Consider the following 25253-nt stretch of genomic DNA (forward strand, 5'->3'; position numbering starts at 1 on the left):
AAAAGCCCCGATTCCGTGGAATCAAGGCTTCATATCCTGCTCGGTGATTTGCTGTTTGACGAACTGCTTGAACTGCTCCCTTAGCGGCGAATAGGGCTGATCGGCGTGATAGGCCATATAGGCTTTGACCGATTTACCTGCGGGACCGGGGGCGGGCAAGTATTGGAGACTTCCGGCGGCGAGCTCGCTTGCGATGCCGGACAAGGGGAAGAAGGAGATGAAATCCCCGTCCTCTACCGTGTGCTTGACCGACTCCGGCGAATTGATGATCATGCGCTCCCATAAATGGATTCCGCTCTCGATCGCGTAGGTCCGGGTGAAGTCCCGCATAAAAGAGCCTTCGGCATGCTGGATGAAGAAGTGTTGGGCGACCAGCTGATCGCTCAGCGATTTAAGGCTGGAGAAAGGGTGTCCCGGCGCAAAAATGACGACAAGCTCATCTTCCAGCAGCAGGTCTTCCTTGATGCCGGCAGCCGCAACGTCCTGTGAGTAATAAAAGGCAAGGTCCACTTCATGGTTGTAGTGCAGCTCCTGAACGGTCCGGCTGGGCTGAACGGTTAGCTCGATCTGGATGCCGGGATACTGCCGGCAGAACCGGTTGACGAGCCTGGGCAGATGAATCGTCCCCATCAGGCTGTCGGCGCCGATATGAAGAATGCCCTTGCCCAAATCGGCGTAGTCCTGCACGGCCTTCCGCGCCTCGGCGGCCAGCCCCGTCATTTTGACGGCGTAAGGGTACAACGCTTTGCCGGCGTCGGTTAAGAGGATGCGGCCCCGCCTGGACTCGAAGAGGGCGATGCCCAGCTCTTCCTCTAAGCTTTTCATATGAAAGGTGACGGTCGGCTGTTTCATATCCAGCTCTTTGGCTACGTCGGTTACCTTCTTATATTTTTCAATATAAACAAGGATTTGCAATTTTAACAAATTCAACGATGATTCCCCCTCGGTCACGTCCGATTCCTTTTTATTATAGAATTAATCTATGGATCCATAAAGATTATATTCTGATATTTATCTTTCTTTTTACAAAACGCATCATTTTACAAAATGATAGAGAACTACAATGAACTTGTCGGTAAACTTCATAGAGTTACACGGCAAACCAAAATGGGGGGAAACATTAGATTATGAAATTCAAAAAACCGTTACTTATGTTTTGTACGTTGGTCCTGGTACTCATGCTGGCTGCCTGCGGCAGCAAAAACGCGTCGGATAGCGGCAGCACTACGGGTTCGGGAACCGCAACTGAAGATAAACCGGCTGCAGAGGAAACGCTCAGCGGATCCGTTCTGGCTGTAGGCTCCACAGCACTCCAACCGCTAGTAGAGCAAGTCGCACAAAAGTTCATGGGTGAATCCCAATACTCTAAAATCCAAGTTCAAGTGCAAGGCGGCGGCAGTGGCACCGGCCTGACTCAAGTTTCCGGCGGCCAAGCCAACATCGGCAACTCCGACGTATTTGCTGAAGAAAAGCTGGATGCAGACAAAGCCAAAGAACTCGTTGACCATCAAGTGGCCGTTGTAGCCATGGCAGCTGTGACGAATCCTGACGCGGGCGTAGACAGCCTGACGAAGCAGCAGCTGGTTGATATTTTTACAGGTAAAGTGACGAACTGGAAAGACGTTGGCGGCAAGGATGAAAAGATCGTAATCGTCAACCGTCCTGCAAGCTCCGGTACCCGCGCAACGTTTGAAAAATATGCACTCGGAACGAAGACCGAAGACCTGCAAGGTTCGATCCAAGAAGATTCTTCCGGTACGGTGAAAAAGATCATTTCCGAAACGCCAGGTGCCATCGGATACCTCGCTCTGTCCTACCTGGACGACAAAGTGAAGACTCTGAAATATGACGGTGTGGAAGCAACGGAAGAGAACGTAGCCTCCGGTAAATACCCAGTATGGGCTTACGAGCACATGTACACCAAAGGTGAGCCTGCTCCGGAAGTGAAGGCGTTCCTGGACTACATGACTTCGGATGCTGTGCAAAACGGCGACGTGGTTGAGCTCGGATACATTCCGGCTTCCAAAATGGAAGTGAAACGCGACAAGGACGGCAACATCACGAAATAACATCAGGTTCCTTGAGCTCTCATGAAACACTGAATATGTACGACAAGAGGCGGAGAGACCAACTTCTGCCTCTATTTTCACTTTAGAAAGAAGGACAACGATGAAAGCTATAGATGAAAGGCCTGTAGGCATCGCTGACAACCCCCGTCCCGCACGGTTTAAAAAACATCATATGGAAGATTTTGCGGGACGCAGCTATACGACGATTTGCGCGATTCTGCTGATCGTCATTATTTTGTCCATCGTTTATTTTGTCGCTTCCAAAGGACTGGCGACTTTCTTCAAAGACGGCGTCAGCTTCAGCGAGTTTCTGTTTGGCTCCAAATGGGATCCGGACGGCAACCACGGCGAGCCGCAGTTCGGCGTCATGCCGTTTATTTTCGGCTCATTCGCGACTTCGATTCTGGCGGCGGTCATCGCCAGTCCGCTCAGCATCTGCGCATCGCTGTTCATGACGGAAATTGTACCGGGCTGGGGCAAAAAGCTGCTGCAGCCGGTCATTGAGCTGCTTGCCGGAATTCCATCCGTCGTATACGGATTTGTCGGCCTGACGGTCATCGTTCCCGCCCTGCGCGACATGTTTCCCGGTCAGGGGATCGGGATCGCCGCGGGCTCGATCGTGCTGTCGGTCATGATCCTGCCGACGATTACGAGTATCGGAACCGACGCTCTGTCCTCGCTGCCGCGTGGGCTCAAGGAGTCTTCGTATGCACTCGGCGCAACGCGCTGGCAAACCATCTACAGAGTTATTCTGCCAACCGTGCTTCCTTCTATTCTGACCGGGGTGGTCCTCGGCATGGCCCGCGCCTTCGGGGAAGCGCTGGCGGTACAGATGGTCATCGGGAATGCACCGCATATTCCGCGGTCGCTGTTCGAATCCGCCTCAACGCTGACCAGCGTCATTACGCTGGATATGGGCAACACCGTCATGGGCACCGCGCACAGTAACGCGCTGTGGAGCATGGCGCTCGCACTCATGTTCATGACCTTTATCTTCGTCGTTATCGTTCGCCTGCTCGAAAGGAGAAATCGGATTTGAAAGCTAAAGCCGCTGACAAAATTGCAACAGCCATTATTGTGGTGTTTTCCTTATTGATCGTGGCGGTTCTGCTCGGACTGCTCGGATTTATTATGTATCGCGGACTCAGCCACATCAGCTGGCACTTCCTGACTTCGGTGCCCCAAACGATCCGGGAGGGCGGCGGCATCGGGCCGCAGCTGTTCAACTCCTTGTTCCTGCTGGTACTGACGCTTATTATTACAATTCCGCTGGGCCTGGGTGCCGGCATCTATATGGCCGAGTACGCCAAGCCGGGCAAAATCACCGGAGCGATCCGCCTCGTTGTCGAGGTGCTGTCCTCGTTTCCGTCCATCGTCGTCGGCTTGTTCGGTCTGCTCTTGATCGTCAACACGTTCGGATTTGGTTTTTCGCTCTTCTCAGGCGCGCTGGTGCTGACAATCTTTAATCTGCCGCTCATGGTCCGCATCACGGAGCAGGCGTTCCACAGCGTACCGAAGGAGCAGAAGGAAGCGGGACTAGCGCTCGGTTTATCAAAATGGAAAATCATCACGTCCGTGCTGTTTCCCGTCGCCCTGCCGAGCATCGTGACCGGTACGGTTCTGGCGGCAGGACGTGTATTCGGGGAAGCGGCGGCGCTCCTGTTTACCGCAGGGATGTCTACGCCGCGCCTTGATTTTACCAACTGGAACCCGCTGAGCCCGACGTCGCCGATCAATCCGTTCCGTCCGGCAGAAACGCTGGCCGTGCATATCTGGAAAATCAACAGTGAGGGCATTGCGCCCGATGCCGCGGAAATTGCCGCCGGCGCTTCGGCGGTGCTCGTGATCCTCGTGCTTGTCTTCAACCTGTTTGCCCGCTGGTTCGGCAACCTGCTCTACAAAATCATGACGGCATCCAAACGAATGGGATAGGAGAAATGAGCATGCAACAATCATCGACTACATTCCGCACTGAAAACCTGAGCGTGTTTTACGGGGCGTACGAAGCCGTGAAGAACATCAGCCTGACCTTCCCGGACAAGAGCGTTACCGCGCTCATCGGCCCGTCCGGCTGCGGGAAATCGACGTTTCTGCGGTCCTTGAACCGAATGAACGACGAGATCTCTCAAGCGGTGATCAAGGGGAAGATCTGGATCGGCGGGGAGGACATCAACGATCCTTCCACCGACGTCATTCAGCTGCGGCAAAAAATCGGAATGGTATGGCAGAAGCCGAATCCATTTTATAAATCCATTTACGAAAATATCGCTTTTGGACCGAAGTACCATGGCGTGAAAAATAAAAAAGAGCTCGACCAGATCGTCGAGTCCAGCCTGCGCAAAGCGGCGCTGTGGGACGAAGTGAAGGACCGCCTGAAGCAGTCCGCCTTGTCGCTTTCGGGCGGCCAGCAGCAGCGCCTGTGCATTGCGCGCGCCTTGTCGGTTAACCCGGGGATTCTGCTCCTCGATGAGCCGGCGTCGGCCCTCGATCCGGTTTCGACCTCGAAGGTCGAGGAACTGATCGTCGAGCTCAAGAAAGAGCTGAGCATCGTCATCGTGACGCACAACATGCAGCAGGCCGCACGGATTTCCGACTATACGGCGTATTTCTACCTCGGTACGCTGATGGAGCATAACGATACTGAAATTATTTTCACCAACCCGGCCAATGCCATGACCCAGGAGTATATCTCCGGACGGTTTGGATGAGCTGCCATTTGTTTGCACAGCAAAAAGCCGTCTCCCATCAGGAATGGGGGACGGCTTATTTGTTTTATAAAGGTTAATACGGTCCGGGGTCCCAGCAAGGATTTGAATCCCTGTTGGAGCAAAAACTCCGCTTTATGGGGAGGGTTAGCGGACGATCATCACCGGACAGTGCGCATGCTGGACGACGCTGTGGCTGACGCTGCCGATCAGCATTTCCGACACGAGGCCCATGCCCCGGCTGCCCATCACGATCAGGTCGGCCGACTCTTCCTTGGCCGTCTGGCAGATGACCTTGGCCGGATCGCCGGTTTTGCTGACCGTGCGGAAGGCGACTCCCGAGCGGCTCGCTTCTTCGGTGGCCGGGGCGAGGATTTTTTCGCCTTCCTGGCGGATGTGCTCCTCCAGATCTACGCCCACCGGCGGTTCATTGATGGAAACGGTCGGGCTGACGTGCAGGACCACGAGCTCGGGAGCGGTATTCAGGCTCTGCACAAGTGATACGGCGGAATCCACCGCATGCCGGGCATGCTTGGATCCGTCGACGGGTACGAGAATACGTGAGTACATATAAGAACCTCCTTAATGGCCTTCTGCCCGGTCAACATGGGCAAGCTTGCGGCGGGATACGAGAAGGGCGACGACGCCAAGGAAGACCATGACGGCACCGAAGTAGAACGGCGTCTCCGCATGGTACCACTCGGACAGCTTGCCGGCGAGCCATGGAGAGACGGCACCGCCGAGGAAGCGGACGAAGCTGTATGCTGCGGAAGCGACGGAACGCTCCACCGGAGCGGCCTGCATGACGGCCGTGGTGATCAGCGTGTTGTTGATGCCCAGGAAGATCCCGGCCACGATGACGCAGACAATAACGGTTTGTGGCGAGTGATTATACGTGCCGATGCCCATAATGAGCAGCACGATCGTAAACAGCGTAAGCACCGCTGCAATGGACGACACGACGCTGAAGCGCTTCTGCAGCTTCGGAGCGACGAATACCGACGTAAAGGCAAGCAGAATGCCCCAGCCGAAGAAGACATAACCCAGGCCATGCTCATCCAGGTCCATGACGTACGGCGAGTACGCCATCAGGGTGAAGAAGCCGAAGTTATACAGGAATGCTGTAATCCCAAGGATCAGCAGGGCAGGATAGGACAGCGCCTTGAACGGGTCGGCCAGCGTGCTGGCTTTTTTCGGCTTGGGCACGTTCGGGAGCATAAACGTAACGAAAATAAATCCGATGGCCATGAGAACGGCCACGCCGAAGAACGGTCCGCGCCATGAGATGGAGCCCAGCTCGCCGCCCAGCAGCGGTCCGACGGAAATCCCGAGACCGAGCGCGGCTTCGTACAAAATGATCGCTTTGGCTGTGCCGGACGTGGACAACCCGACGATCGCGGACAGCGCGGTGGCGATGAAGAGGGCGTTGCCGAGTCCCCAGCCGCCGCGGAAACCGACGATCCCGCCGATGGAATTCGACAGACCGCCCAGCGCCGCGAAGATGACGATGAGCAGCATCCCGGTCAGCAGCGTCTTCTTGATGCCGATCCGGCTGGAAATGACGCCGGTAATCAGCATCGCTACGCCGGTTACCAAGTTATAGCTCGTAAACAGGAGCGAAACCTGGCTCTTGGATGCGTGCAGCTGCTCGGCGATCGCCGGTAGAATCGGGTCAACCAGGCCGAGGCCCATAAAGGAGATGATGCAGGCAAAAGCGATCGCCCATACCGCCTTCGGCTGGGACAACAGCCCTCCTTGGCGCTGTTCCAGCTCAAGGGGCTGCGAAGCATTGGTTTTCATAAGTAACATTACCTCCATTTTGATGAATCATGTATTTTCAAATTTTCATGAATCTCCACAACAAAAAAACGTCTGTCGACGCCCTTGCATAGACGCGTGCAGCGGCTTCAGCTTTCCCGGGAATCGGTTTCCTCGTCGAATTTGCGGATGAAATCATCCAGCCGCTTCTGCGTCTGTTCCAGCTCCTGCTGCATAAGGCGCATTTTATCCACTTTGGTGCGCAGCATCTGAAGCTGTTCTTCCAGCATCTCGCTCATATGGGTCAATTGCTGCCTCCGATGAGCCCGGCTGGTCATGTCGTGGTAAGTTTGGTGGTGCAGCTTGTAAGCGTCCGATACGGATAAGTACGAAACCAGCTCCTGCAGGCTGAAACCGAGAATTTCTTTGGCATTGACGATCTTCTTCAAGTACTCGATGTCCTCGCGGGTATAGAGGCGGGTGCCTCCTTCGCTCCGTTCAGGGGTCGGAAAAACGCCGATCTCTTCGTAATAGCGGATCGTTCGCTTCGTCAAGCCGCACTCTCGGGCGACATCGTCGATTTTATATTCATCCATTTCCTTCCTCCCTCAAAGATTCCCGGGTAACATTACCCATTGTAATCCTGACTAACGTTAACGTCAACGTTAAATTTATGAAAAGGAATAGATATTCCTCACGTCCTGTTTTTCGTAGAATGCAGTTGTCGGCTTAGTATGCCCGGCATCCTCCGTTTATGTGCGGAATCCGTGCGTGACCGGGTGAAGGGCTATTTCGTTGAACATTTCCTTATGTTTCACGGTCGAAAGGCATGGCAGTGCGGAGTGCTCAGAGGGTGATGGGGGAGAAGAGGGCTGGGGCTTTTATAGCTGTTATCTGGAACAGTGAAGGGAGCGTGGCGAATTGGCGTGTTGAGCGGCGCTTGATTGTCTGTACACATAAAAAAGCTGCCCCACACCGCGCAGCGGTTAAGGGACAGCTTTCTAAATTAAGGCTGATAAGTTGGCTATTCGGCGGACGTTAAGCGCGAACGACGCGAACCTGGTCTGCTTCCAGCTCGACACGAATCTCCTTAACGTCTTCGTCGTCCAGCAGCAAATCGGTGATGCCGTCTTCCACATGCTGCGAAATAACGCGGCGGAGCGGACGGGCGCCAAAGGCCGGATCGTAACCCAGTTCGGCCAGCTTGCGTTTCGCTTCGCCGGTCACGTCGAGGGAGATGCCGCGCTCCGACAGGGTGGCCGATACTTCGCTGAGCATATTGTCGACGATCGTTACGAGGTCTTCTTCCTTAAGCGAAGCAAACGGTACGATGCCGTCGAAGCGGTTCAGGAATTCAGGCCGGAAATAGCTGCCGAGCGAATCAAGAATCGAACGGGTCTGCTCGGATTTGGCGGTGAAACCAACCATGATTTTCTTATCGGCGGCCGTGCCGGCGTTAGAAGTCATAATGATCACCGTATCCTTGAAGCTTACCGTACGCCCTTGGCTGTCGGTCAGACGGCCGTCATCCAGCACCTGCAGGAACATATGCTGCACGTCCGGATGCGCCTTCTCGATCTCGTCGAGCAGGATAATGCTGTACGGGTTGCGGCGTACGCGTTCCGTAAGCTGGCCGGCTTCTTCATGACCGACGTATCCTGGTGGCGAACCGATCAGCTTGGAGACGGAGTGCCGCTCCATGTATTCGCTCATGTCAAGGCGAATCATCGAATCGGTGCTGCCGAACAGTTCTTCGGCCAGCGCTTTGGACAGTTCGGTCTTGCCGACACCGGTCGGACCGACGAACAGGAAGGACGCAATCGGCTTGGAGTCGCTGCGCAGTCCGGCGCGTCCGCGGCGAACGGCTTTGGCGACCTTGTCGACGGCTTCGCCCTGGCCGATGACGCGGCTTGCGAGGCGGGCGGCCAGATTTTTCATCTTGCCGCGCTCATCCGCCTGCAGCTTGCCGACCGGGATGCCGGTTTTACGCTCGATGATGTTCTGGATATCCTCGACGGTTACTTCGAGGACCTCTCCGGCAGCGGCATTCCCGTTCAGACGCTGCTGCAGGTCGGCTTCCTCGTCGCGCAGCTTGGCGGCGAGCTCGTAGTTTTCATCGCGGGCGGCCGCGTCTTTCTCGATGGTGATCTGTTCCAGACGGGCGCGGATCTCGTCCGCACTGCCGACCGGAGCCCGCAGATTCAGCTTGGCACCCGATTCGTCGAGCAGGTCGATCGCTTTATCGGGCAGGAAGCGGTCCTGGATATAGCGGCTGGACAGACGCACGCACGCTTCAAGCGTTTCGTCCGGGTAGCGTACGCCGTGGAACTGCTCGTATTTCGGACGCAGCCCTTTCAAAATTTCGATCGTTTCCTCGGCAGTCGGCTCGTCGACGGTCACGGGCTGGAAGCGGCGCTCCAGCGCGGCGTCTTTCTCGATCTGACGGTATTCCTTAAGCGTCGTGGCGCCGATGACCTGCAGCTCGCCCCGTGCCAGCACCGGCTTCAGGATGTTGCCGGCGTCCATGGAGCCTTCCGCGGAGCCCGCGCCGACCAGCAGATGGATCTCGTCGATGAACAGCAGAACATTCTTACGCTGCTCCAGCTCGGCGATCAGCTGCTTGACCTTTTCTTCGAATTGCCCGCGAATGCCGGTTCCCGCTACGAGGGAGGCGACGTCGAGCGAATAGACTTCCTTGCTCAGCAGCTTCGCCGGCACGCTGCCCTCCGTAATGCGCAGCGCCAGCCCTTCGGCGATGGCCGTCTTGCCGACGCCCGGTTCGCCGATCAGCACCGGATTGTTTTTGTTCCGGCGGTTCAAAATTTCGATGACGCGGTCGATCTCCTCATCGCGGCCGATGACGTTGTCGATCTTGCCGCCGCGCGCCGCGTCGTTCAGATTGCGTCCTAGCTGATCCAGCAGACCGCCGCCGCGCCGTCCGCCCTCTTGAGCGGCTGCTCTCGGAGGCTGCTGCGCCGCGCCGGATACCGGCTGGCCGGATTGCATGAAGCCGCGGAACAAATCTTCCAGCGGAGAAGAATAGCTGCCGGAAGGACCAAAGCCGGCCGCAAACGGCACGCCGCCGTTTACTTTGGCATAGCAATCTTCGCAAAGAAACAATTTCTCGGATTTATGGTTGACAGTGAGGCTCAGACCTACGGTTGCCTGGTTATGATTACAATGTTGACAGCGCATGAAGGCATGCCCCTTTCGTTAGTTAATGGAATAATCAATCTTTGGATACTTCATCTGGATGTCCTAATCAGGAAAACGGCTGCCCGCGCCTTGCGGGAGCAGCCGCCGGAATAAAGGGATAAAAGTCAGAACTTCCGTCAGGACAAAGACGGCCGCACCGAAAGTCAAACTCCTTAAGAGGTTGTTCAGACGGTATAAGTTTGATCTTTTGCTCTGACTTTGACTTTCTTTGACCTTATTATACCTCACTTGGAACACATGTCAACAGGTTTTCAGTTATTTTTCGTAAGTATATAGAAAAAGGTTTGAGAGAATGTATGGTTCGGCGCTTCGGCTTGCTTGAGGCGGAAAAAGCGGTTGGAAGGCAAAAGAAAAACGTCTGTCGATGTACATTCGAAGAGTGTGGCACATTTAGCGGATACTTTTTTTGCGATATAACCGAGGCCCGGGTCTCCCGAAGCATGAAAAAAGCCCTGCCGTCCGGAATGTCTCGGTAACAGCAGGGCGTGCCTTGTATGATCAATGCGGTGAATAAGCCAAAAGTGTCATGATTCCTCGTCTTGCAATATGCAGTCGGCAAACAAAATGAATTTCGGGATGCGGAAAAACTGTTCCGCCCGGTCCTGGAAGCTGGCTGACGGCAGCGTCCCTTGGTGCAGCCATTTCCGGAACGTTCCGGGATGGATGTCCATCCATTCGCTGACGTCGCTGACGGACAGGTCGTGAACCATGCACAGCCCCGTTAGTATTTTGTTGCTGACAGGCGACCGGGTCAGCGTCCGGCGCATGAAGCGCGAAGAGGATGGCTGACAGATGATCGGGCTTGTGGATGTGACGGTATGATTAAACAGAATGTGATGCGGATAGCCCAGGTATTGGCATACCTTGTCCAAATTCTTTTTTCCCGGAATCCGTCCTTCATATACCCAGGCGCTCACGCTCCGGGAAGAAACCGAAATGTCCTCAGCCAGCTGGGACAGCTTGATATCGTTGGCCATCAGGACGGCCAGCAGCACGCGGTTGCGGATTTGGCAGCGGGATGGCTTGCGGAAGCGTTTGACGCGGATTCCTTTTCCTAAGTATTTGCGATTGATCAGAGACCACGCCTGAATGGAATGCGGTTCTTGTTGTTTAGGCATATTTCCTCCGATGATTTTTCTTAAAATTCTACAATAGTTTCGGCTACGTTTTCAATAGTGCTATCGCCTGTTTCTGCAAGGTCCCGGTTTTCAGCCGAATGACCCGGGAATCTACGGTATCCCGTTGTCAAGTGAATAATAGGAACTATTTTTTCACTTCAACCCCAAAATGCTTCCAATTCAGTCATCAAACTGTTACCGAATTGAAATTGAACTCGCCAGCCGGGAAGGGTACAATGCAAGGGTGCTAGATTACTAGATTCGCGTATCTATGACATCTTAGCCAAATCCGAGAGAAAAAGGTTGGTAGATTATGTTGAAAAAGAAGTTGCATTACTCGAAATGGCTCTTATCATTCCTGCTTGTTTTTAGCACTGTACTTTCGGCAGAAGGAGGGCTGGCTACAGCCGCGGGCAGCACGGCGTCCTCTGTCAAGGCTTCCGTCTTTGTCGCTGTTAATGACAAACTGATCACTTACGACCAGCCCCAGCCGCTTATACATAACGGTACACTGTTTGTACCCGTCGCCTCTACGGTTTCCCAAATGAATGCGTCGGCGAAGTACGCCGCAGGCAAGCTGACCATTTCGCGCGGAAAGCAGGCACTTGTCCTGACGGTTCCCGGGAAGGACGCCATTCTGAAAAACGGAAGAACGCTCGTCTCCCTGCGGAAGCTGACCGACAAGTTCGGCTATCAAATTTCCTACAACGCTGCACAGTCGCTGTACCGTGCGGTGAACAGTTCCGCCTCCTTGACGGACCATCAGCTGGCGCTGAAATACAGCACGTATATCAAGGAACATAAGAAGACGGCTGTCCAGAAGCCTTCCACGGGGAACGGCACGACGGCGCAGCAGGGCAGCAAAGTGATCTACATTACGTTCGACGACGGTCCGAATGCAGGTACGACCCGCCTGCTCGACGTGCTGGACCGCAATCAGGTGAAGGCGACCTTCTTTATGCTGGGAAATAATATCGCTTCGCATCCGTCCGCTGTCCGCAGGATCGTGAAGGAAGGGCATGGGGCCGGCCTGCACGGCATGAGCCACCAGAAAAATACGTTCTACGCTTCACCTTCGTCCGCGCTGGGTGAGATGAACACCGATAACGACAAGCTGCACGCCGCTGCTGGCGTTTACACGAAAATGATCCGCCCGCCTTATGGAAGCAAGCCGTATTTTACTCAGAGCTACCGGGATTTGACGGCTTCTTACGGCTACCATCTGTGGGATTGGAACATTGATTCGGACGACTGGCGCTACAAGAGCAATCCGCAGACGATTTATAACAACGTGCTGAGAGATGTGAAGGCCATGAAGAAGAGAGGGGTTACCCCGATCGTGCTCTTCCATGACCAGACGGCGACCACGTCGATTCTGGACAAGCTGATCAAAGCGCTGAAAGCCGAAGGTTACACGTTCAAGCCGCTGACCAACAGCACGCCGCCAGTCAACTTCTGGAACGACAAACGGTAAGACCAATCGCCCTGCAAATCTATGAAATAGGCCCGTGATGGAAGATATCCGGCTGCGCAGATTCCTCTCTCCTTTCATACTCATATAAGAGATGGTAGGAAAGGAGGGGCTGTGAGATGAATCATCTGGCTGTTAACGGCATCAGTGCGGCCGCTGGCGGAATTCTTACCGTTGTATTGGGAGGGTGGGATCAGCTGCTTACGGTGTTTCTGATCACCATACTCATCGACTATGCAACAGGGGTTCTGGCCTCCATCAAGGAAGGATCCGGCTTGGACAGCCAGGTCGGATTCTGGGGTCTTACCCGGAAAGCGCTGATGCTGCTCGTCATCGTCCTCGCGCACCAGATGGACGTGCTGATCGGCAGCGGGAGCGACGTCATCAAGACGGGGGCGATCTATTTTTACATGTCCAACGAACTCATATCGATTACCGAAAATTACGGACGGCTTGGCCTGCCTCTTCCGGATAAAATCCGCCAGCTCATCGCCGTTTTGCGAAATAAAGACAAAGGTGACGGTCCCGATCTGTGACGGTTCTTCATGTTTCCTTTCCCTGAGGGGGAGGATATGGTATATTTTTCTCAGTACACTTTTCGAATGGGACAAGGAGCATGATACCATGATTAAGCATATCGTCTTCTTTAAATTAAAGGACAGATCACCGGAAAGTATTGAACGCACCGCCTCGGTCCTCCGCAATATGGAGGGGAAGATTCCGCAGCTCGTATCGATTGAGGTTGGACTCGATGTCATCCATTCGGAACGTTCTTTTGATATCGCGCTGGTAACGGAGCTTGCATCGCTGGAAGATTTGCAGGCTTACCAGGTTCATCCTGAGCACCAGATCGTGATCCGCCACATCAACGAAGTGAAAGACGTATCCGTGAGTGTGGACTACGAATTCTAAAGAATAGGAAGAATGGGACATGAGCGATTTAGAATATCCAATGGAGACCTTATTCCTGCTCATCGTATTTATTGCGGCCTTGTTTGTCATGTTATTCTGGCTGAAGCGCCGCGGAAAACGGGACAAATAAATTTCCACATCATGGAGGTAAGGCCGTGTATTACGTGAACCAGGAACAAATTCAGCGGCGTCTGGAAGCGATTCCGGATATCGTGGAAGCATTGAAGCAGGTTGCCGGGAATTGGGATGGCGGGATTGTGTCCGGTTTCGTTCAGGAACGGGCGCTGCATTTGGCCATCGAGGTCGTAACCGATGTCGGCAGCTATTTAATTGATGGATTTATTATGCGCGACGCAAGCAGCTACGAGGATATCGTAGAAATTACGCATGAGGAGCGCGTGTTTGATGATGAAGTGTTTGCCGTGCTGGCGGAGCTCGTCAGTCTCCGCAAACCGTTGGTGCAGGAATATTACGCATGGGACCGGAGAAGCCTGCACAAGCTGACACCGGTTTTGCCGGACATTCTCGAACAGTTTTCCGTGCAGGTGCGTGATTATTTGAAGCAGGAGCTGGGTGCGTAATCCGGTTCTCCGCCGCAGTGACATAGGTTGTTATTGGCCCGTCCATGGGAATGGACGGGTCTTTTTGTGTTTCTGCAAATTTTTTTAAAAAATAGCGCCCATTTTGTGTCAAGACAACCCCGCCCTGCTTATAATACACCATCAACTAGGCATTAGCCCGGCTGGGCGAAGGGAGTGAAACATCATGGCGGAATGGGGCTATATACTCATCGCTTGCGGATTTATCATGTTCGCTGTTGTGGCAATGATCCTTCTACATACGCTGAGGAGAGTACTGCTGCGGGCGGAATCCGTTCTGGGGAAGGCGGGAGCCGACATGACACAGCTGGCTGCAGAATCCAGGGAGCTGCTGACACAGGCATCTTCAACACTGTCGCTTCTGCATGAGCGGGTGGAAGACATCGAACCGTTCAGTTCATCGCTGCGGCTGGCTGGCGAAACTTTAACCGGCACGCTGGAGCGGGTGGATTCGATTTCGAAGCTCGTCACCGATTCCGCCATGGAGCGACTGGAGAAAGCCCACCGCGATAACGAGCTTCGGCTCGCGGAAGCGTTCCGTTGGCTGGATGTGGGGCTGTCGGTATGGCACTCCTGGAAGCAGGAGGCTTACCCGCCGGGAACGGTGCCATCAAGCGAAAGGGAGAGATGAGATATGAAGGAAAAGAATAAAAGCCTGCTGTGGGGCGCATTGGTCGGAAGTATTGTAGGGTCGGTAACCGCGCTGCTGCTTGCGCCGAAATCCGGGAAAGAACTGCGTCAGGATATTGCGGAGGGCGCACGCACGGTTGGCGGCAAAACCCAGGAATGGGCCGGTAAGGTTAAAGATACCGCAGGCAACGTCATCGCCGATATCCAGTCCTGGCGCAAGTCCAAGGCTGAGGGGGAAGAAGCCGGCGAATTGGCCCAAATCTCCTCTTTCTCGGAAGAAACCGCTGGCGAGCCCGATGAGTTCGAAGATCTCGATTTGACCGACGCTGAAGCGAAGCGGGACTAATTTGGAAGCAAGCATGGATTCAGAAACGTAAAACGCAGGCCCACTCCTGGTGTCACCCGGGAGCAGGGCCTGTTTTTCCATATTTTCAGGTGCGATGCCGCGGTTGTCCGAAAAAACGAAATGGGTTAAGATATGAGGTACGTTTTGTTGACGGTTTTCATATGGTAGCTACAGAGAGAAGAAAACGAGAAGGAAGCGGTGTGTTCGTGCAGCAGGCAATCGCAATTTTAGACTCGGGTGTGGGCGGGCTCACCGTGGCCAAAGAGGTCATGAGACAGCTCCCACGGGAAAAAATCATATATTTTGGAGACACCGCCCGCACCCCTTACGGACCCCGTTCGTCCGATGAAGTGAGAAAATTTACGGAGCAGATCGTCGATTTTCTGATCCAATTCAGTCCCAAGACGATCGTGATCGCCTGCAATACGGCGACAGCTGCGGCGCTGGACTATATTTCCGGAAAAGTGCCGATTCCGGTCATCGGGGTAATTCATCCCGGAGCCAGAGCCGCCATCAGCGCGACCAAAACCGGTCAGGTGGGTGTCATCGGGACCGTCGGTACGATTCGCAGCGGGGCCTATACCACCGCGCTTCAGCAGCTGTCGCCTTATGTCAAGGTGGTTAGCCAGGCTTGTCCGGATCTGGTTCCGCTCGTGGAGCAGGGCTTGTTCCGCTCGGAAGAAACGACGGCGATCGTGGAAAGGTCGCTCGCGGGAATCCGCCAATCCGACATCGATTGTCTGATTTTGGGATGCACGCATTATCCCTTTTTGAAGGATACGATCCAGGAAGTGATCGGCAGCAGCGTCAAGCTGATCAGCTCGGCGAACGAGACGGCACGTGAAATCAGCACCATTCTGTATAATCAAGGGCAGCTCGCCAGCCGGGAGGAGAGCCCGGTCCATCAGTTTTTTTGCAGCGGCGACCCCGAAATGTTTAAACGGATCGCAAAGCTGTGGCTGGGGGAGCAAATCCGGCGGACGCCGGTCGTATGGCAGGTCTCCAAATTTGATGAATAAGGATTTTGGATGGTCTCAAATCCGTAAGCCGCCTTCAGGGTGACTTACGGATTTTTTGGATATAAAGAAGTCGCGGCATTCCTATCGTGTGAAAACTCCGTTTAAATGGAGTCTGGCTTCCTTGAGGTTTGGCTTAGAGTGATCGTAGGAACATTTTACGTACATGCCCTTATCATCGATTTCAACAGGGCGTTAGGGATCGTTTTTACCGCATGGGCCAAGCTCTCTGGGGCATACAATGTTACGAATGGTGATGATGACTGCGGTCTAGTCCCGCGGAAAGGAACGATGCCATGCAGCAGTATACTGTGAAGAAAGGCGACACCCTGAGACGCATCGCCGCAAGCAGGGGGTTATCGGCGAGTCATATTATCAATGCCAACCCTTGGGCTTCCGACCAGCCCTATTTAATTCCGGGGCAGATTCTGTACCTTCCCTCTTCTCCGCGTAGAAGGTATGAGGTTCAGGCCGGCGATACACTGGACCGCATCGCTGCGGCCTTTCAAACCCGGGAAGAGGCGATCATGGAGATGAATCCCGGCATTTCGCCGCATGTTCTTCCCGAAGGGCGCGTCCTGGTGCTTCCTCCGTCCGAACGGACGGGTATCGTCCAGCTTCTGGGAGAATACGGTTACCGTCAGATGAAGGATGATATCCGGCAGTTGGCGGCGTTCTATCCTAAGATCGAAACCGGATCGATTGGAGAGAGCGTACTCGGAAAACCGCTTCCGTATGTAAAAATCGGGGAAGGCGGCAAACATATACATGTGAACGCTTCCATCCATGCAAACGAATGGATTACGACGCCGTCCGTCATGCGTTTCATCGAGGAATACGTCTGCAGTCTGCAATGCGGGCAGCGCTGGAACGGCTATGATCCCGTGCAGTGGTACCAGCAGTGCACGCTCTGGGTCGTCCCGATGGTCAATCCGGACGGCGTGGAGCTGGTTCAGGAAGGGATTCATCCTGGCCATCCGTATTACAGGCAGCTGACGGAGTGGAACGGCTGCCGCCGCGACTTCCGGCATTGGAAGGCCAATATTCACGGCGTGGACCTGGGCGATCAGTTCCCGGCCCATTGGGAGGAAGAGGTGCAAAGGCGGGGCAAACGGTCTCCGTCCCCCCGGGATTACCCGGGTACCGCTCCGCTGACGGAGCCGGAAGCGGCGGCGCTGGCGGCCTTTACGCTGGAAACGTCGCCCGATGCGGCCGTATCTCTGCACAGCCAGGGGCAGGAGATTTACTGGAATTACCGCAACTATGAGCCCAAGGAGAGCCGGGAATGGTCAAGGCGCCTGGGCCAGGTCAGCGGCTATCGTCCCGTGAAGCTGGAAGGCAGCGACGCCGGCTATAAAGACTGGTTTATCCAGCATTTCCGCCGTCCCGGCTTTACTGTCGAGGTCGGGTTGGGCAAAAACCCGCTTCCGCTTGAGGATTACGATCAAATCAGCCTGGACGTCGGTTTGATTCTTGCTGAACTCATGTCATTGTGAAAAAAATATTGAAACATTTTCTGCAAGATTACGTATGATATGATTAAGGGAGCGGACGCTGTGTTAGGTTTAAGTAGAGACCGGCGATCGTTTCCTTTTTTCGCGCAAGAGCTCGTCCGGGTCCGGATGGATCCGTACTACACATATACAAGAAGAGGAGGGAAAGGCATGAAATGGAGAAGACTGCTGTCGCTGCGGCGCTGGTCCCACATGTTCTCCCGGATTTGGCGCTACCTGATGTCACCTCAAGTGGCCATTACGGACAAGCTGCTGTTTCTCGTTCCGGTGGTGCTGTATTGGGTGCTGCCCGACGTTATGCCGTTTATCCCGATTGACGATATAGGAGTCACGATGCTGATGACGGGATGGTTTGTCTCCCGGATGGATAAAAAATACCCTGGTCTGCTGGACAACGGTACGATTCATCCGCCCAAGGGTCCGGTGCGCTGAGGCTTCTTGCCATCCTATATCCGATACTGTACAATCAATAGTTACAAATAGAATGAACTCAAGAAATTTATGTTGAAGAGCTTGGATAAGCTGTTACAACAGGGGTTCAATTCGGAACTTGAGTTCAATCTATACCGTATGTAAAACTGACCTTACCTATAGGAGATGTAGCCGATGAAATGCAAAATTACCCGCAATGCGGCCAAGGTGCTTAAAAAAGAACTCGAGAAGGAAGAAAACCGCGATCTGAAGCTTCGCGTGCTCGTGACCCACGCCCATGGCGACCATGCGCACTACGGCCTGGATATGGACAAGCCCAAGGATTCGGATGAAATCGTCAGCACCGATAAGGAAATCGATGTGCTTCTGGACAAGAATGAGCCGCTTCTTGACGGCGTCAAAATCGACTATTTGTATTTTCCGCAGGAAGGCTTTGTGATCACCAATCCATCCCAAGGCAATCACGGCGATCATTAAGGCGCTCTTTTTTTGCGAACCTGAGCGCAGAGATGTGGTGGAAAATGGTGGATTCCCGGATTGCTGCATAGTTCCGCTCCTCCCATACCATTCTAAGGACGGGTAGGAACTTTGTAGTGAAGGGAGAGCAACTGTTTATGACAACACGTTACGATTCCAGTCTGCAATCACAAAATTCGGTATCCCAGGCTCAAAACGCGGTGGAGAAGCTCCACAACGCGGTTTCCTCGGCTCTGTCCCATCCGACCGGGCAAATGATCGAGCAGGCGCACAACCGTCTGGCTCATACGGAACAAGCCGTACGTCAAGCTGGCCTGGCGGAGAACCGTCAAGCTGTCGAATTGGCTGAAGAAATGCTGGCCGAGGAGAAGAGCCGTTTGGCGTCACTGACGTCCGAAGAAGGGAAATCGAATTCGTAGGTTCCTGTCTGAACCCGTGAAGCGCACTGCGCTTTGCGGGTTTTTTGCATGTCATCATTCGGGATTCGGGTCAAATCCATACAGCGGGAGTGCCGACCCTATTGAAAGGGCTTTTTTGGGGCCCGTCCCTGATTATGCTATAATGAGGATTGTCTTCTTTAGTCTCCTCATTATTTCATAAGGAAGGTTGTGAGAGTATGAAGCACATTACCGATTGCACCATCCTGAATAACGGAGTTACGATGCCATGGCTTGGACTGGGCACTTACAAAGCCCAAGGGGACGATGTGTATAAGGCGGTAAAGCTGGCGCTGGAGATCGGCTACCGGAGCATCGACACCGCAAAAGTTTATGGCAACGAGGAAGAAGTAGGCCGCGCGATTGCCGAGAGCGGTATTCCGAGAGGCGAGCTTTTCGTCACGACCAAAGTGTGGAACGACGACCAGGGTTATGATTCCACACTCCGGGCCTTCGAAGGCAGCCAGAAGCGGCTTGGCCTGGAGGTCATCGATTTGTACCTGATTCATTGGCCTGGCAAAGACAAATTCAAAGATACGTGGAAAGCGATGGAGCGCCTGTATGAGGAAGGACAAATCCGGGCCATCGGCGTCAGCAACTTCCACGTTCACCATCTAAAGGATCTGATGCAGGACAGCAGGACGGTTCCTGCCGTGAACCAGGTGGAGCTGCACCCGCGGCTGATCCAGCAGGATCTGCAGGATTTCTGCGGCGCACAGGGAATCCAGCTCGAAGCGTGGAGCCCGCTGATGCAGGGCAAGCTTACCGACGATTCGACGCTGGCGGGCATCGCCCAAAAATACGGCAAAACGCCGGCCCAGGTTATCCTGCGCTGGAACATCCAGAACAAGATCGTCACGATTCCGAAGTCGGTTACACCTTCCCGGATACGCGAGAATGCGGACATCTTTGATTTCGAGCTGTCGTCCGACGAAATCAAGAAGATCGACAGCCTCAATCAGAACCGCCGCGTCGGCAGCGATCCGGACAAGCTTCTGTTCTAGCATAATCTTCGATATAAGCAGCAAAAACCCGGACTCCTTAAGGAGTTCCGGGTTTTTCATTTTGATTGAGCTCAGGGATCAGGTCATACTGCAAGGTTTCATCGGAGGTGTACAGCTCTTTTTTCGCCCGGTCGTAGCCGGCACGGCAAGTGCTGACATCAACCGTTTTGCCGGTCTCCAGACTATAGCAGCTGCCATCCTCGAACATGCCGCTTTGGGAGGGAATGTAGAAGCGTTTGCCGTCTGTATAAGCTCCGCTGCGCAGGACCACGAACCGGTCTTGGCCGTCAAACAGGTCATTTCCCATCATGTACTGGGACTTGGCGGAAATGCCCAGCAGGTGCAGGAGTGATGGCGCCATGTCCAGCTGTCCGGCAGGTTTGTCATACACCCCTGCGCCCTCCCCGTCCGGCAGATGAACGAGGAGCGGCACCTCGTTCATGATCTGCTCCATGTCCAAATCGGTCAGCCTTTTGCCCAGAAACTTCTCATAGACGTCTTTGTCCTTCACCGAATTGTCGTGATCCCCGTAGATATACAGGATGGTATGATCCCAAAGGCCGTCCTGCTTCAGCCGTTCCACTAACTGACCGAGCGCTGCGTCCACATAGTGGATCGCCTGCAGGTAATCTCCAAAGACGGTTCCGTCGAACTCGCCGACATTCAGCTCCTGCACGTCGTCCGGCAGCGAGAACGGATGGTGGGAGGAGAGCGTGATCAGAAACGAGTAGAACGGCTGCGGAAGCTGCTCAATTTGATCCATGGACTGCTTGAAAAAGGACTTGTCCCCAAGCGACCAGCCGAGAGGCTCGTCGATATCGTAATCCTTTTTGCTGAAAAACCGGTCGTAGCCCAAGGTTTCGTACATCGCATTCCGGTTCCAGAAGCTGCCGTCATAAGCATGGAACGCATTTGGCGTGTAGCCGTGCTCCTTCAGGATCGCCGGGAGCGAGTTGAACTGATGGTCAGCGTAGCGGATGAAAACTGAGCCGTACGGAACCGGATGCAGGGAAGTCTGGGACGAGAAATCCGCATCGGAGGTTCTGCCCTGGCCGGTTTGATGATAATAATGGCTGAAGTACATGCTTTCCTTCATGAGCCGGTTGAAGTTCGGCGTGATTTCCTGTCCGCCGATCTGCTTGCTGATCATGAAATTCATGAATGCCTCGGTCTGGATGACCATGACGTTGCTGCCCTTGTACTTGCCCAACATGGCGTCGTTCTCCGAACGCGTTGTATCTTTATGATCAAACCATTCCTGCACCTTGTCGACTTCGCCCGAAGCGAGCACGGGCTTTGGACCCAAATGCTCTTTACCGAAGCGGTATGCGTCGTATACATGAAAACCGAGCAGCCCGGTTACGTTATAAAGCGAAAGGTTCCACCAATTTCCGGTAAAAAGGCCGACAGCGTAGTAATCGATGTAGAACTTGAGCGGCGCAAACGTTACGACGCAGCCGATCACCAGGGCGGCGATCCCCGATGAGAAGCGGCGAGCGAATCCGGTCCTCCGGGTGGGTGATTTGCCGACCGTAAAATTCAGTGCCCCCCTTGCCGGACTTCGCCATCCTGACGGCTTCCATAACGCGATGACGGCCAGCAGCAGCCAATCCGCGGCAAACCATAGATCGCTCCAATGAAGCAGTGTCATGATGCTGTCCCCGAGGGAGTCCACCTGACTTGCCTGCATCATCACCGTAAAGGTGACCAGATCCTGAAAATATCGGTAGTACACCAAGTCCGTGTACATCAGCGCCGTAAGCAATAGGTTAACGACGATAAGCGCGATCCGCTGCCCGCGCCGGGGAAGCCATAAGGTCCAGAACGATACGAGGATCAGGGATCCGAGGCCGATGAAAAAGTCCAGCGGGTTGAAATCAATTTTGCTGATATGAAGTTTAAAATGGAAAAGAAGCAGCTTATATATCATGAACAGCAAAAATAGGCAGTATGTGAAGTAACGGGAGCGGATGAACCGCCCGAAGCCGCCATTTGAAGCGTGACTGGACATGCTGTATGAGTAGTTCAAATTGGACAACCTCCTGCTATAGCGTTGTAAATAGATCATGATAAGATATACCACAAAACCATATAGGAGCTGTCCAAGTGGACAGCTCCTGACAAAGCGGCAGCGTTTGTTACGAACGGCGGGGCGGAAGAGGCCCCAGGAATTGATAATATTGGCATTCGATGCGGCCGTTGAACAGCTTCCGCCGCTTGTCGGCCTTCCGGCCGAAGTAATGCTCGAACTGTTTGGTCGGGCTTAAGGCAAAGAAGGACCACGTCGGCAGCTGATTGGCCGTATTCCCCAGCGTGCGGACAAGTTTCTCGACTTCGGTCTTCTCGCTGAGCCGCTCCCCGTACGGCGGATTGGTAATCAGGCAGCCGTATTCCCCTTGCGGATGGGCTTTGGAGGCAGGGAGCACCTGAAAATCGATCTCGCCTGCGAGGCCTGCGCTCTTGGCGGCTGCTTTGGCGACTTCGATCGCCTTCGGATCGATATCGCTGCCGGTCAGCTGGAGCGGCTCATCGTCCTGCACCGCATCGAACGCTTCCTCGCGCGCCTCGCTCCACAGCTCCTCGGGAATGGCCGGCCAGTGCTCCGAAGGGAAGGAACGGCGCAGACCCGGCGCAATGTTCCAGCCGAGGAGGGCCGCTTCGATCAGGATCGTGCCGGAGCCGCAGCAGGGATCATACAGCGGCCGCGACGGATTCCAGCGGCTTATCTGCAGCAAAGCGGCGGCCATTGTCTCCTTCAGCGGGGCTTCGGTAACCAGCTTGCGGTATCCCCGCTTGTGCAGGGCCGGACCGGTCGTATCCAGCGTCAGCAGCGCCACGTCCTTGAGCAGATTGACTTCGATGACATAACGCGGACCGTTCTCCTGGAACCAATCGGTATGATAGCTCTGCTTCAACTTTTCAACGATCGCTTTCTTGACGATGCCCTGACAGGCGGGCACGCTGCTGAGCTGGGAGTGGTGGGAGCGGCCTTCCACGGGGAACTCCCCGTTCGCCGGAATCCAGTCCTGCCAGGGCAGCTCCTTGGTCCCTTCAAACAATTCGTCAAACGTCTTGGCGGGGAATTCCCCCATTTTGACGAGGATGCGGTCGGACGTCCGGAGCCACAAGTTGCAGCGGCAAATATCTTTGTAATCTCCGGTGAAATTGACCCTTCCGTTCTCGACTTGAACGTCGTTATAACCTAATTCCTTCAACTCGCGCGCGACGATGGCTTCAAGGCCCATCGGGGCGGTTGCAATCAACTGCAGCTCTGGCATGGTGCGTGTTCAACTCCATTATTCTTGTAGACTACCGTAAAAATTCATACAATGATGGTAGATCCTGCAGCAGCGTTCGGGTGCGGATCTTTGTTCATCCTCACATTATAGGATAATGTAAAGTCAATCACAAACATTTGTGTTCGTTACGTAAAAATTGCCGGGTCCGGTAGGAAAAAGGGGAAGTAGGAAAGTGAATCCAGAACAATATGCAGACCATTTTATCGAAAATGACGAGGTCCTGAATCGGGTCAAGCAGGTGACCGCCGAGAAAGGCATGCCCGAAATCGCCATCGCGCCGGGCTACGGACGGCTGCTGACGCTGCTGGTCAAGGCGACGGGAGCGGCCCGTGTCCTGGAGATCGGTGCGCTGGGCGGATACAGCGGCATTTGTCTCGCCAGGGGGCTTGCACCGGAAGGAACGCTTACGTCGCTCGAGCTGAAGCAGGAATTCGCGGACGTTGCGCGGGCCAATGTGACCGAAGCCGGGTTCGGCGGCCAGGTGGAATACCGGGTCGGACCGGCGCTGGACAGCTTGGCACAGCTGAAGGCGGAGGGGCAGAGGTTCGACTTCTTCTTTATCGATGCGGATAAGGAGAACTATCCGAATTACCTGGAATACGCGATCGAGCTGGCCAATCCGGGCGCACTGATTGCGGGCGACAACACCTTTCTGCGGGGTCGGACCCTCAACCCCGACAAAAACGGCCCTTCGGTGCAGGCGATCCGCCGCTTCAACGAAGCGATGGCGACCGACGACCGTTTGATCGGAACCATTCTCCCGGCTTATGACGGGCTGGCAGTGGCCATGGTCAAGTAAAACAGCAAACGAAAGCCCGATCCGGATGCAGTCCAGGATCGGGCTTTTTTCGATTGAAATGAATATGACGAGTGCGATAATTTCCTGAATGACAGCTTATTCGATTTCCGTGACCCCATAGGTCGTGAACCACGACTTGACCGTTTCAAAGTCGCTGCTGAAGGACAGGCAGAGCATCAGCAGGATGCGGGCCTGCTGCGGACTCAAGTTGTCCCCGGAAATGATGCCCTTTCCGCCGCCGTAGACGCTGCCGGAACCGGTCCGGGTCGTAGTGACGAAGACCACACCCTGCTCGACCGCCTTGCTGCGCGCCTTGCTCATCGAGGATGAAATGCCTCCGGCTCCGGTGCCTGCGGTAACGATGCCTTTGGCTCCTGCAGCGGTAAACCCTTCGATGGCTTCGCCGCCCGCGTCTTGATAGGAATAGGCGATTTCGGTTTTCGCCAGATCGGACTTTTTGATTTTGGCGAGGTCGAAGACCGGCTTGCCTTTGCCCGGCCCAAGCAGGGCCCGCTCCGGAGCCCGGTAGATGCGGATCGTCGTTTCATCGATATATCCGACGGCCCCGAGCATCGGCGTCTCGAAAGTGTCGACGCGGTAATCGTTCGTTTTCGTGACCCCGCGGGCGAGATTGATCGTGTCATTCAGCATGAGGACGGTGCCGAACGAGGCGGTCCGGCCGCTTGCCGACAGCTTGATGGCGTTATAGAGGTTCGCTTTGGCGTCGGAGCCGACGACCGTCCACGGCCGCATGGATCCCGTAATGACGACCGGCTTATCGCTTTGAACGGTCAGATCCAGGAAGTAGGCGATTTCCTCCATCGTGTCGGTGCCGGAAGTGACGACGACGCCGTCGTAGGATTTGAGCGCTTCGTCCACGGCCTTGGACAGGTCGTACAGATCGGCCATCGAATAGGCGGAGGAGCCCGAGTTGCCGAATTGGAGCGTTTCGACGTCGGCGATTTTTTGCTTGTCCGGGAGCTCGCTCACCATTTGCGCGATAGGAATGCTGCCCGCCTTGTAATTTTGGAAGCTGGTCTGGTCGACGGACTGCCCGGCGATGGTGCCGCCTGTGGCGATCACCAGCACGTTAGGCAGCTTGGAGGCCTTGTCGGCATCGGTGACCGGCGGGATGGCCGTGTTGCGAACCGGGGCGGTTGTGCCGGTTGTCGTTGTGGTTGCAGGTGCGGTTGCTGCTGCAGGGGTGGTAACTGCTGCTGTCACTCCATTGGCTGCTGCCGCGTCGGCGAATACGCTGCTTGCCGGTGCGGCGAAGAGGGACAGTGCCGTCAGCGCAGATGCATGAATCAGGGACCACTTGCCGAATTTTCTTTTCTCCATTAATCGATCAGCTCCTCATGTTTATGTAATGGTTATGTAATAAAATCTAAGATGATCATATATTGTGTTAGGTTATATGACAAATAAAAAGGATCAGCGTGTAAGCGCTT

The 25253-nt window shown here is 54.6% G+C and carries 26 protein-coding genes; 17 read left to right on the forward strand and 9 right to left on the reverse strand.

Annotated elements, in window-relative coordinates; genetic code table 11:
- Nucleotides 1-21 precede the first annotated feature (21 nt).
- Nucleotides 22-930, reverse strand: coding sequence for a LysR family transcriptional regulator (locus IAE55_RS10190; protein WP_181152639.1), 909 nt, complete (start codon nucleotides 928-930; stop codon nucleotides 22-24).
- Nucleotides 931-1127: 197 nt separating this feature from the next.
- On the opposite strand from IAE55_RS10190, the gene IAE55_RS10195 reads away from it, so the two are divergent.
- The 4 genes from IAE55_RS10195 (at nucleotide 1128) to pstB (ending at nucleotide 4777) form a co-directional block, all read left to right on the forward strand.
- Nucleotides 1128-2069 carry a phosphate ABC transporter substrate-binding protein PstS family protein gene (locus IAE55_RS10195; RefSeq protein ID WP_089546018.1) on the forward strand — a complete coding sequence of 314 codons (942 nt, stop codon included), beginning with the start codon at nucleotides 1128-1130 and terminating at the stop codon, nucleotides 2067-2069.
- A gap of 172 nt (nucleotides 2070-2241) precedes the next feature.
- Nucleotides 2242-3108 (forward strand): phosphate ABC transporter permease subunit PstC, encoded by an 867-nt coding sequence (gene pstC / locus IAE55_RS10200; protein WP_260869391.1) that lies wholly within the window; start codon nucleotides 2242-2244, stop codon nucleotides 3106-3108.
- Nucleotides 3105-4001 (forward strand): phosphate ABC transporter permease PstA, encoded by an 897-nt coding sequence (gene pstA, locus IAE55_RS10205; RefSeq protein ID WP_200631972.1) that lies wholly within the window; start codon nucleotides 3105-3107, stop codon nucleotides 3999-4001. Before pstC ends, pstA begins: the two co-directional genes overlap by 4 nt.
- 5 nt (nucleotides 4002-4006) lie before the next feature.
- A complete protein-coding gene (pstB, locus tag IAE55_RS10210; protein WP_084203887.1) occupies nucleotides 4007-4777 on the forward strand; it encodes a phosphate ABC transporter ATP-binding protein PstB in 771 nt (256 codons plus the stop codon).
- 144 nt (nucleotides 4778-4921) lie between these two features.
- Here the strand turns inward: pstB and IAE55_RS10215 are convergent, their stop codons facing one another.
- The 5 genes from IAE55_RS10215 to IAE55_RS10235 all read right to left on the reverse strand — a co-directional run bounded on the left by IAE55_RS10215 (nucleotide 4922) and on the right by IAE55_RS10235 (nucleotide 10866).
- Complete coding sequence (locus IAE55_RS10215; protein ID WP_200631974.1) at nucleotides 4922-5344, reverse strand: universal stress protein; 423 nt, start codon at nucleotides 5342-5344, stop codon at nucleotides 4922-4924.
- A gap of 12 nt (nucleotides 5345-5356) precedes the next feature.
- Nucleotides 5357-6574 (reverse strand): MFS transporter, encoded by a 1218-nt coding sequence (locus IAE55_RS10220; RefSeq protein ID WP_089546024.1) that lies wholly within the window; start codon nucleotides 6572-6574, stop codon nucleotides 5357-5359.
- Nucleotides 6575-6681: 107 nt separating this feature from the next.
- Complete coding sequence (locus IAE55_RS10225) at nucleotides 6682-7128, reverse strand: MerR family transcriptional regulator (RefSeq protein ID WP_145947134.1); 447 nt, start codon at nucleotides 7126-7128, stop codon at nucleotides 6682-6684.
- Between the two features lie 442 nt (nucleotides 7129-7570).
- Entirely contained in the window at nucleotides 7571-9727 is a 2157-nt protein-coding gene (locus tag IAE55_RS10230) for an ATP-dependent Clp protease ATP-binding subunit (protein WP_200631976.1), read from the reverse strand.
- Nucleotides 9728-10272: 545 nt separating this feature from the next.
- Nucleotides 10273-10866, reverse strand: a complete 594-nt coding sequence (locus tag IAE55_RS10235; protein ID WP_076170275.1) for a helix-turn-helix domain-containing protein — start codon at nucleotides 10864-10866, stop codon at nucleotides 10273-10275.
- 313 nt (nucleotides 10867-11179) lie between these two features.
- On the opposite strand from IAE55_RS10235, the gene IAE55_RS10240 reads away from it, so the two are divergent.
- The 12 genes from IAE55_RS10240 (at nucleotide 11180) to IAE55_RS10295 (ending at nucleotide 19704) form a co-directional block, all read left to right on the forward strand.
- Nucleotides 11180-12340, forward strand: a complete 1161-nt coding sequence (locus IAE55_RS10240) for a polysaccharide deacetylase (RefSeq protein WP_200631978.1) — start codon at nucleotides 11180-11182, stop codon at nucleotides 12338-12340.
- A 116-nt stretch (nucleotides 12341-12456) separates the two neighbouring features.
- Complete coding sequence (locus IAE55_RS10245) at nucleotides 12457-12873, forward strand: phage holin family protein (RefSeq protein ID WP_200631979.1); 417 nt, start codon at nucleotides 12457-12459, stop codon at nucleotides 12871-12873.
- A gap of 88 nt (nucleotides 12874-12961) precedes the next feature.
- A complete protein-coding gene (locus IAE55_RS10250) occupies nucleotides 12962-13249 on the forward strand; it encodes a Dabb family protein (RefSeq protein ID WP_145947138.1) in 288 nt (95 codons plus the stop codon).
- A gap of 155 nt (nucleotides 13250-13404) precedes the next feature.
- Nucleotides 13405-13830 carry a DUF86 domain-containing protein gene (locus IAE55_RS10255; protein ID WP_076170271.1) on the forward strand — a complete coding sequence of 142 codons (426 nt, stop codon included), beginning with the start codon at nucleotides 13405-13407 and terminating at the stop codon, nucleotides 13828-13830.
- A gap of 184 nt (nucleotides 13831-14014) precedes the next feature.
- Nucleotides 14015-14479, forward strand: coding sequence for a hypothetical protein (locus tag IAE55_RS10260; RefSeq protein ID WP_200631980.1), 465 nt, complete (start codon nucleotides 14015-14017; stop codon nucleotides 14477-14479).
- A 3-nt stretch (nucleotides 14480-14482) separates the two neighbouring features.
- The gene (locus IAE55_RS10265) at nucleotides 14483-14824 is read left to right on the forward strand and encodes a YtxH domain-containing protein (RefSeq protein ID WP_200631982.1); all 342 of its coding nucleotides are present in this window, start codon (nucleotides 14483-14485) and stop codon (nucleotides 14822-14824) included.
- Nucleotides 14825-15030: 206 nt separating this feature from the next.
- Nucleotides 15031-15843 (forward strand): glutamate racemase, encoded by an 813-nt coding sequence (gene racE, locus IAE55_RS10270; protein ID WP_076170743.1) that lies wholly within the window; start codon nucleotides 15031-15033, stop codon nucleotides 15841-15843.
- A 293-nt stretch (nucleotides 15844-16136) separates the two neighbouring features.
- Nucleotides 16137-17336, forward strand: coding sequence for a M14 family metallopeptidase (locus tag IAE55_RS10275; RefSeq protein WP_145947141.1), 1200 nt, complete (start codon nucleotides 16137-16139; stop codon nucleotides 17334-17336).
- Nucleotides 17337-17504: 168 nt separating this feature from the next.
- Nucleotides 17505-17786 (forward strand): hypothetical protein, encoded by a 282-nt coding sequence (locus IAE55_RS10280; RefSeq protein WP_105441595.1) that lies wholly within the window; start codon nucleotides 17505-17507, stop codon nucleotides 17784-17786.
- A gap of 174 nt (nucleotides 17787-17960) precedes the next feature.
- Nucleotides 17961-18263, forward strand: a complete 303-nt coding sequence (locus tag IAE55_RS10285; RefSeq protein ID WP_076170266.1) for a heme biosynthesis protein HemY — start codon at nucleotides 17961-17963, stop codon at nucleotides 18261-18263.
- A gap of 137 nt (nucleotides 18264-18400) precedes the next feature.
- The gene (locus IAE55_RS10290; RefSeq protein ID WP_076170265.1) at nucleotides 18401-18682 is read left to right on the forward strand and encodes a hypothetical protein; all 282 of its coding nucleotides are present in this window, start codon (nucleotides 18401-18403) and stop codon (nucleotides 18680-18682) included.
- A 197-nt stretch (nucleotides 18683-18879) separates the two neighbouring features.
- Nucleotides 18880-19704, forward strand: a complete 825-nt coding sequence (locus tag IAE55_RS10295) for an aldo/keto reductase (protein ID WP_105441592.1) — start codon at nucleotides 18880-18882, stop codon at nucleotides 19702-19704.
- 37 nt (nucleotides 19705-19741) lie between these two features.
- On the opposite strand, the gene IAE55_RS10300 is transcribed toward IAE55_RS10295, so the two are convergent.
- Complete coding sequence (locus tag IAE55_RS10300; RefSeq protein ID WP_200632176.1) at nucleotides 19742-21715, reverse strand: LTA synthase family protein; 1974 nt, start codon at nucleotides 21713-21715, stop codon at nucleotides 19742-19744.
- A gap of 127 nt (nucleotides 21716-21842) precedes the next feature.
- The gene (locus IAE55_RS10305) at nucleotides 21843-22982 is read right to left on the reverse strand and encodes a THUMP domain-containing class I SAM-dependent RNA methyltransferase (protein WP_105441591.1); all 1140 of its coding nucleotides are present in this window, start codon (nucleotides 22980-22982) and stop codon (nucleotides 21843-21845) included.
- A gap of 193 nt (nucleotides 22983-23175) precedes the next feature.
- On the opposite strand from IAE55_RS10305, the gene IAE55_RS10310 reads away from it, so the two are divergent.
- Nucleotides 23176-23802, forward strand: a complete 627-nt coding sequence (locus tag IAE55_RS10310; protein WP_076170262.1) for an O-methyltransferase — start codon at nucleotides 23176-23178, stop codon at nucleotides 23800-23802.
- Between the two features lie 96 nt (nucleotides 23803-23898).
- Here the strand turns inward: IAE55_RS10310 and IAE55_RS10315 are convergent, their stop codons facing one another.
- Nucleotides 23899-25143, reverse strand: a complete 1245-nt coding sequence (locus IAE55_RS10315) for an asparaginase (protein ID WP_145947143.1) — start codon at nucleotides 25141-25143, stop codon at nucleotides 23899-23901.
- Nucleotides 25144-25253 lie beyond the last annotated feature (110 nt).

Source organism: Paenibacillus sp. S28 (assembly GCF_016624415.1).
Taxonomy (GTDB): Bacteria; Bacillota; Bacilli; order Paenibacillales; family Paenibacillaceae; genus Paenibacillus_AQ; species Paenibacillus_AQ favisporus.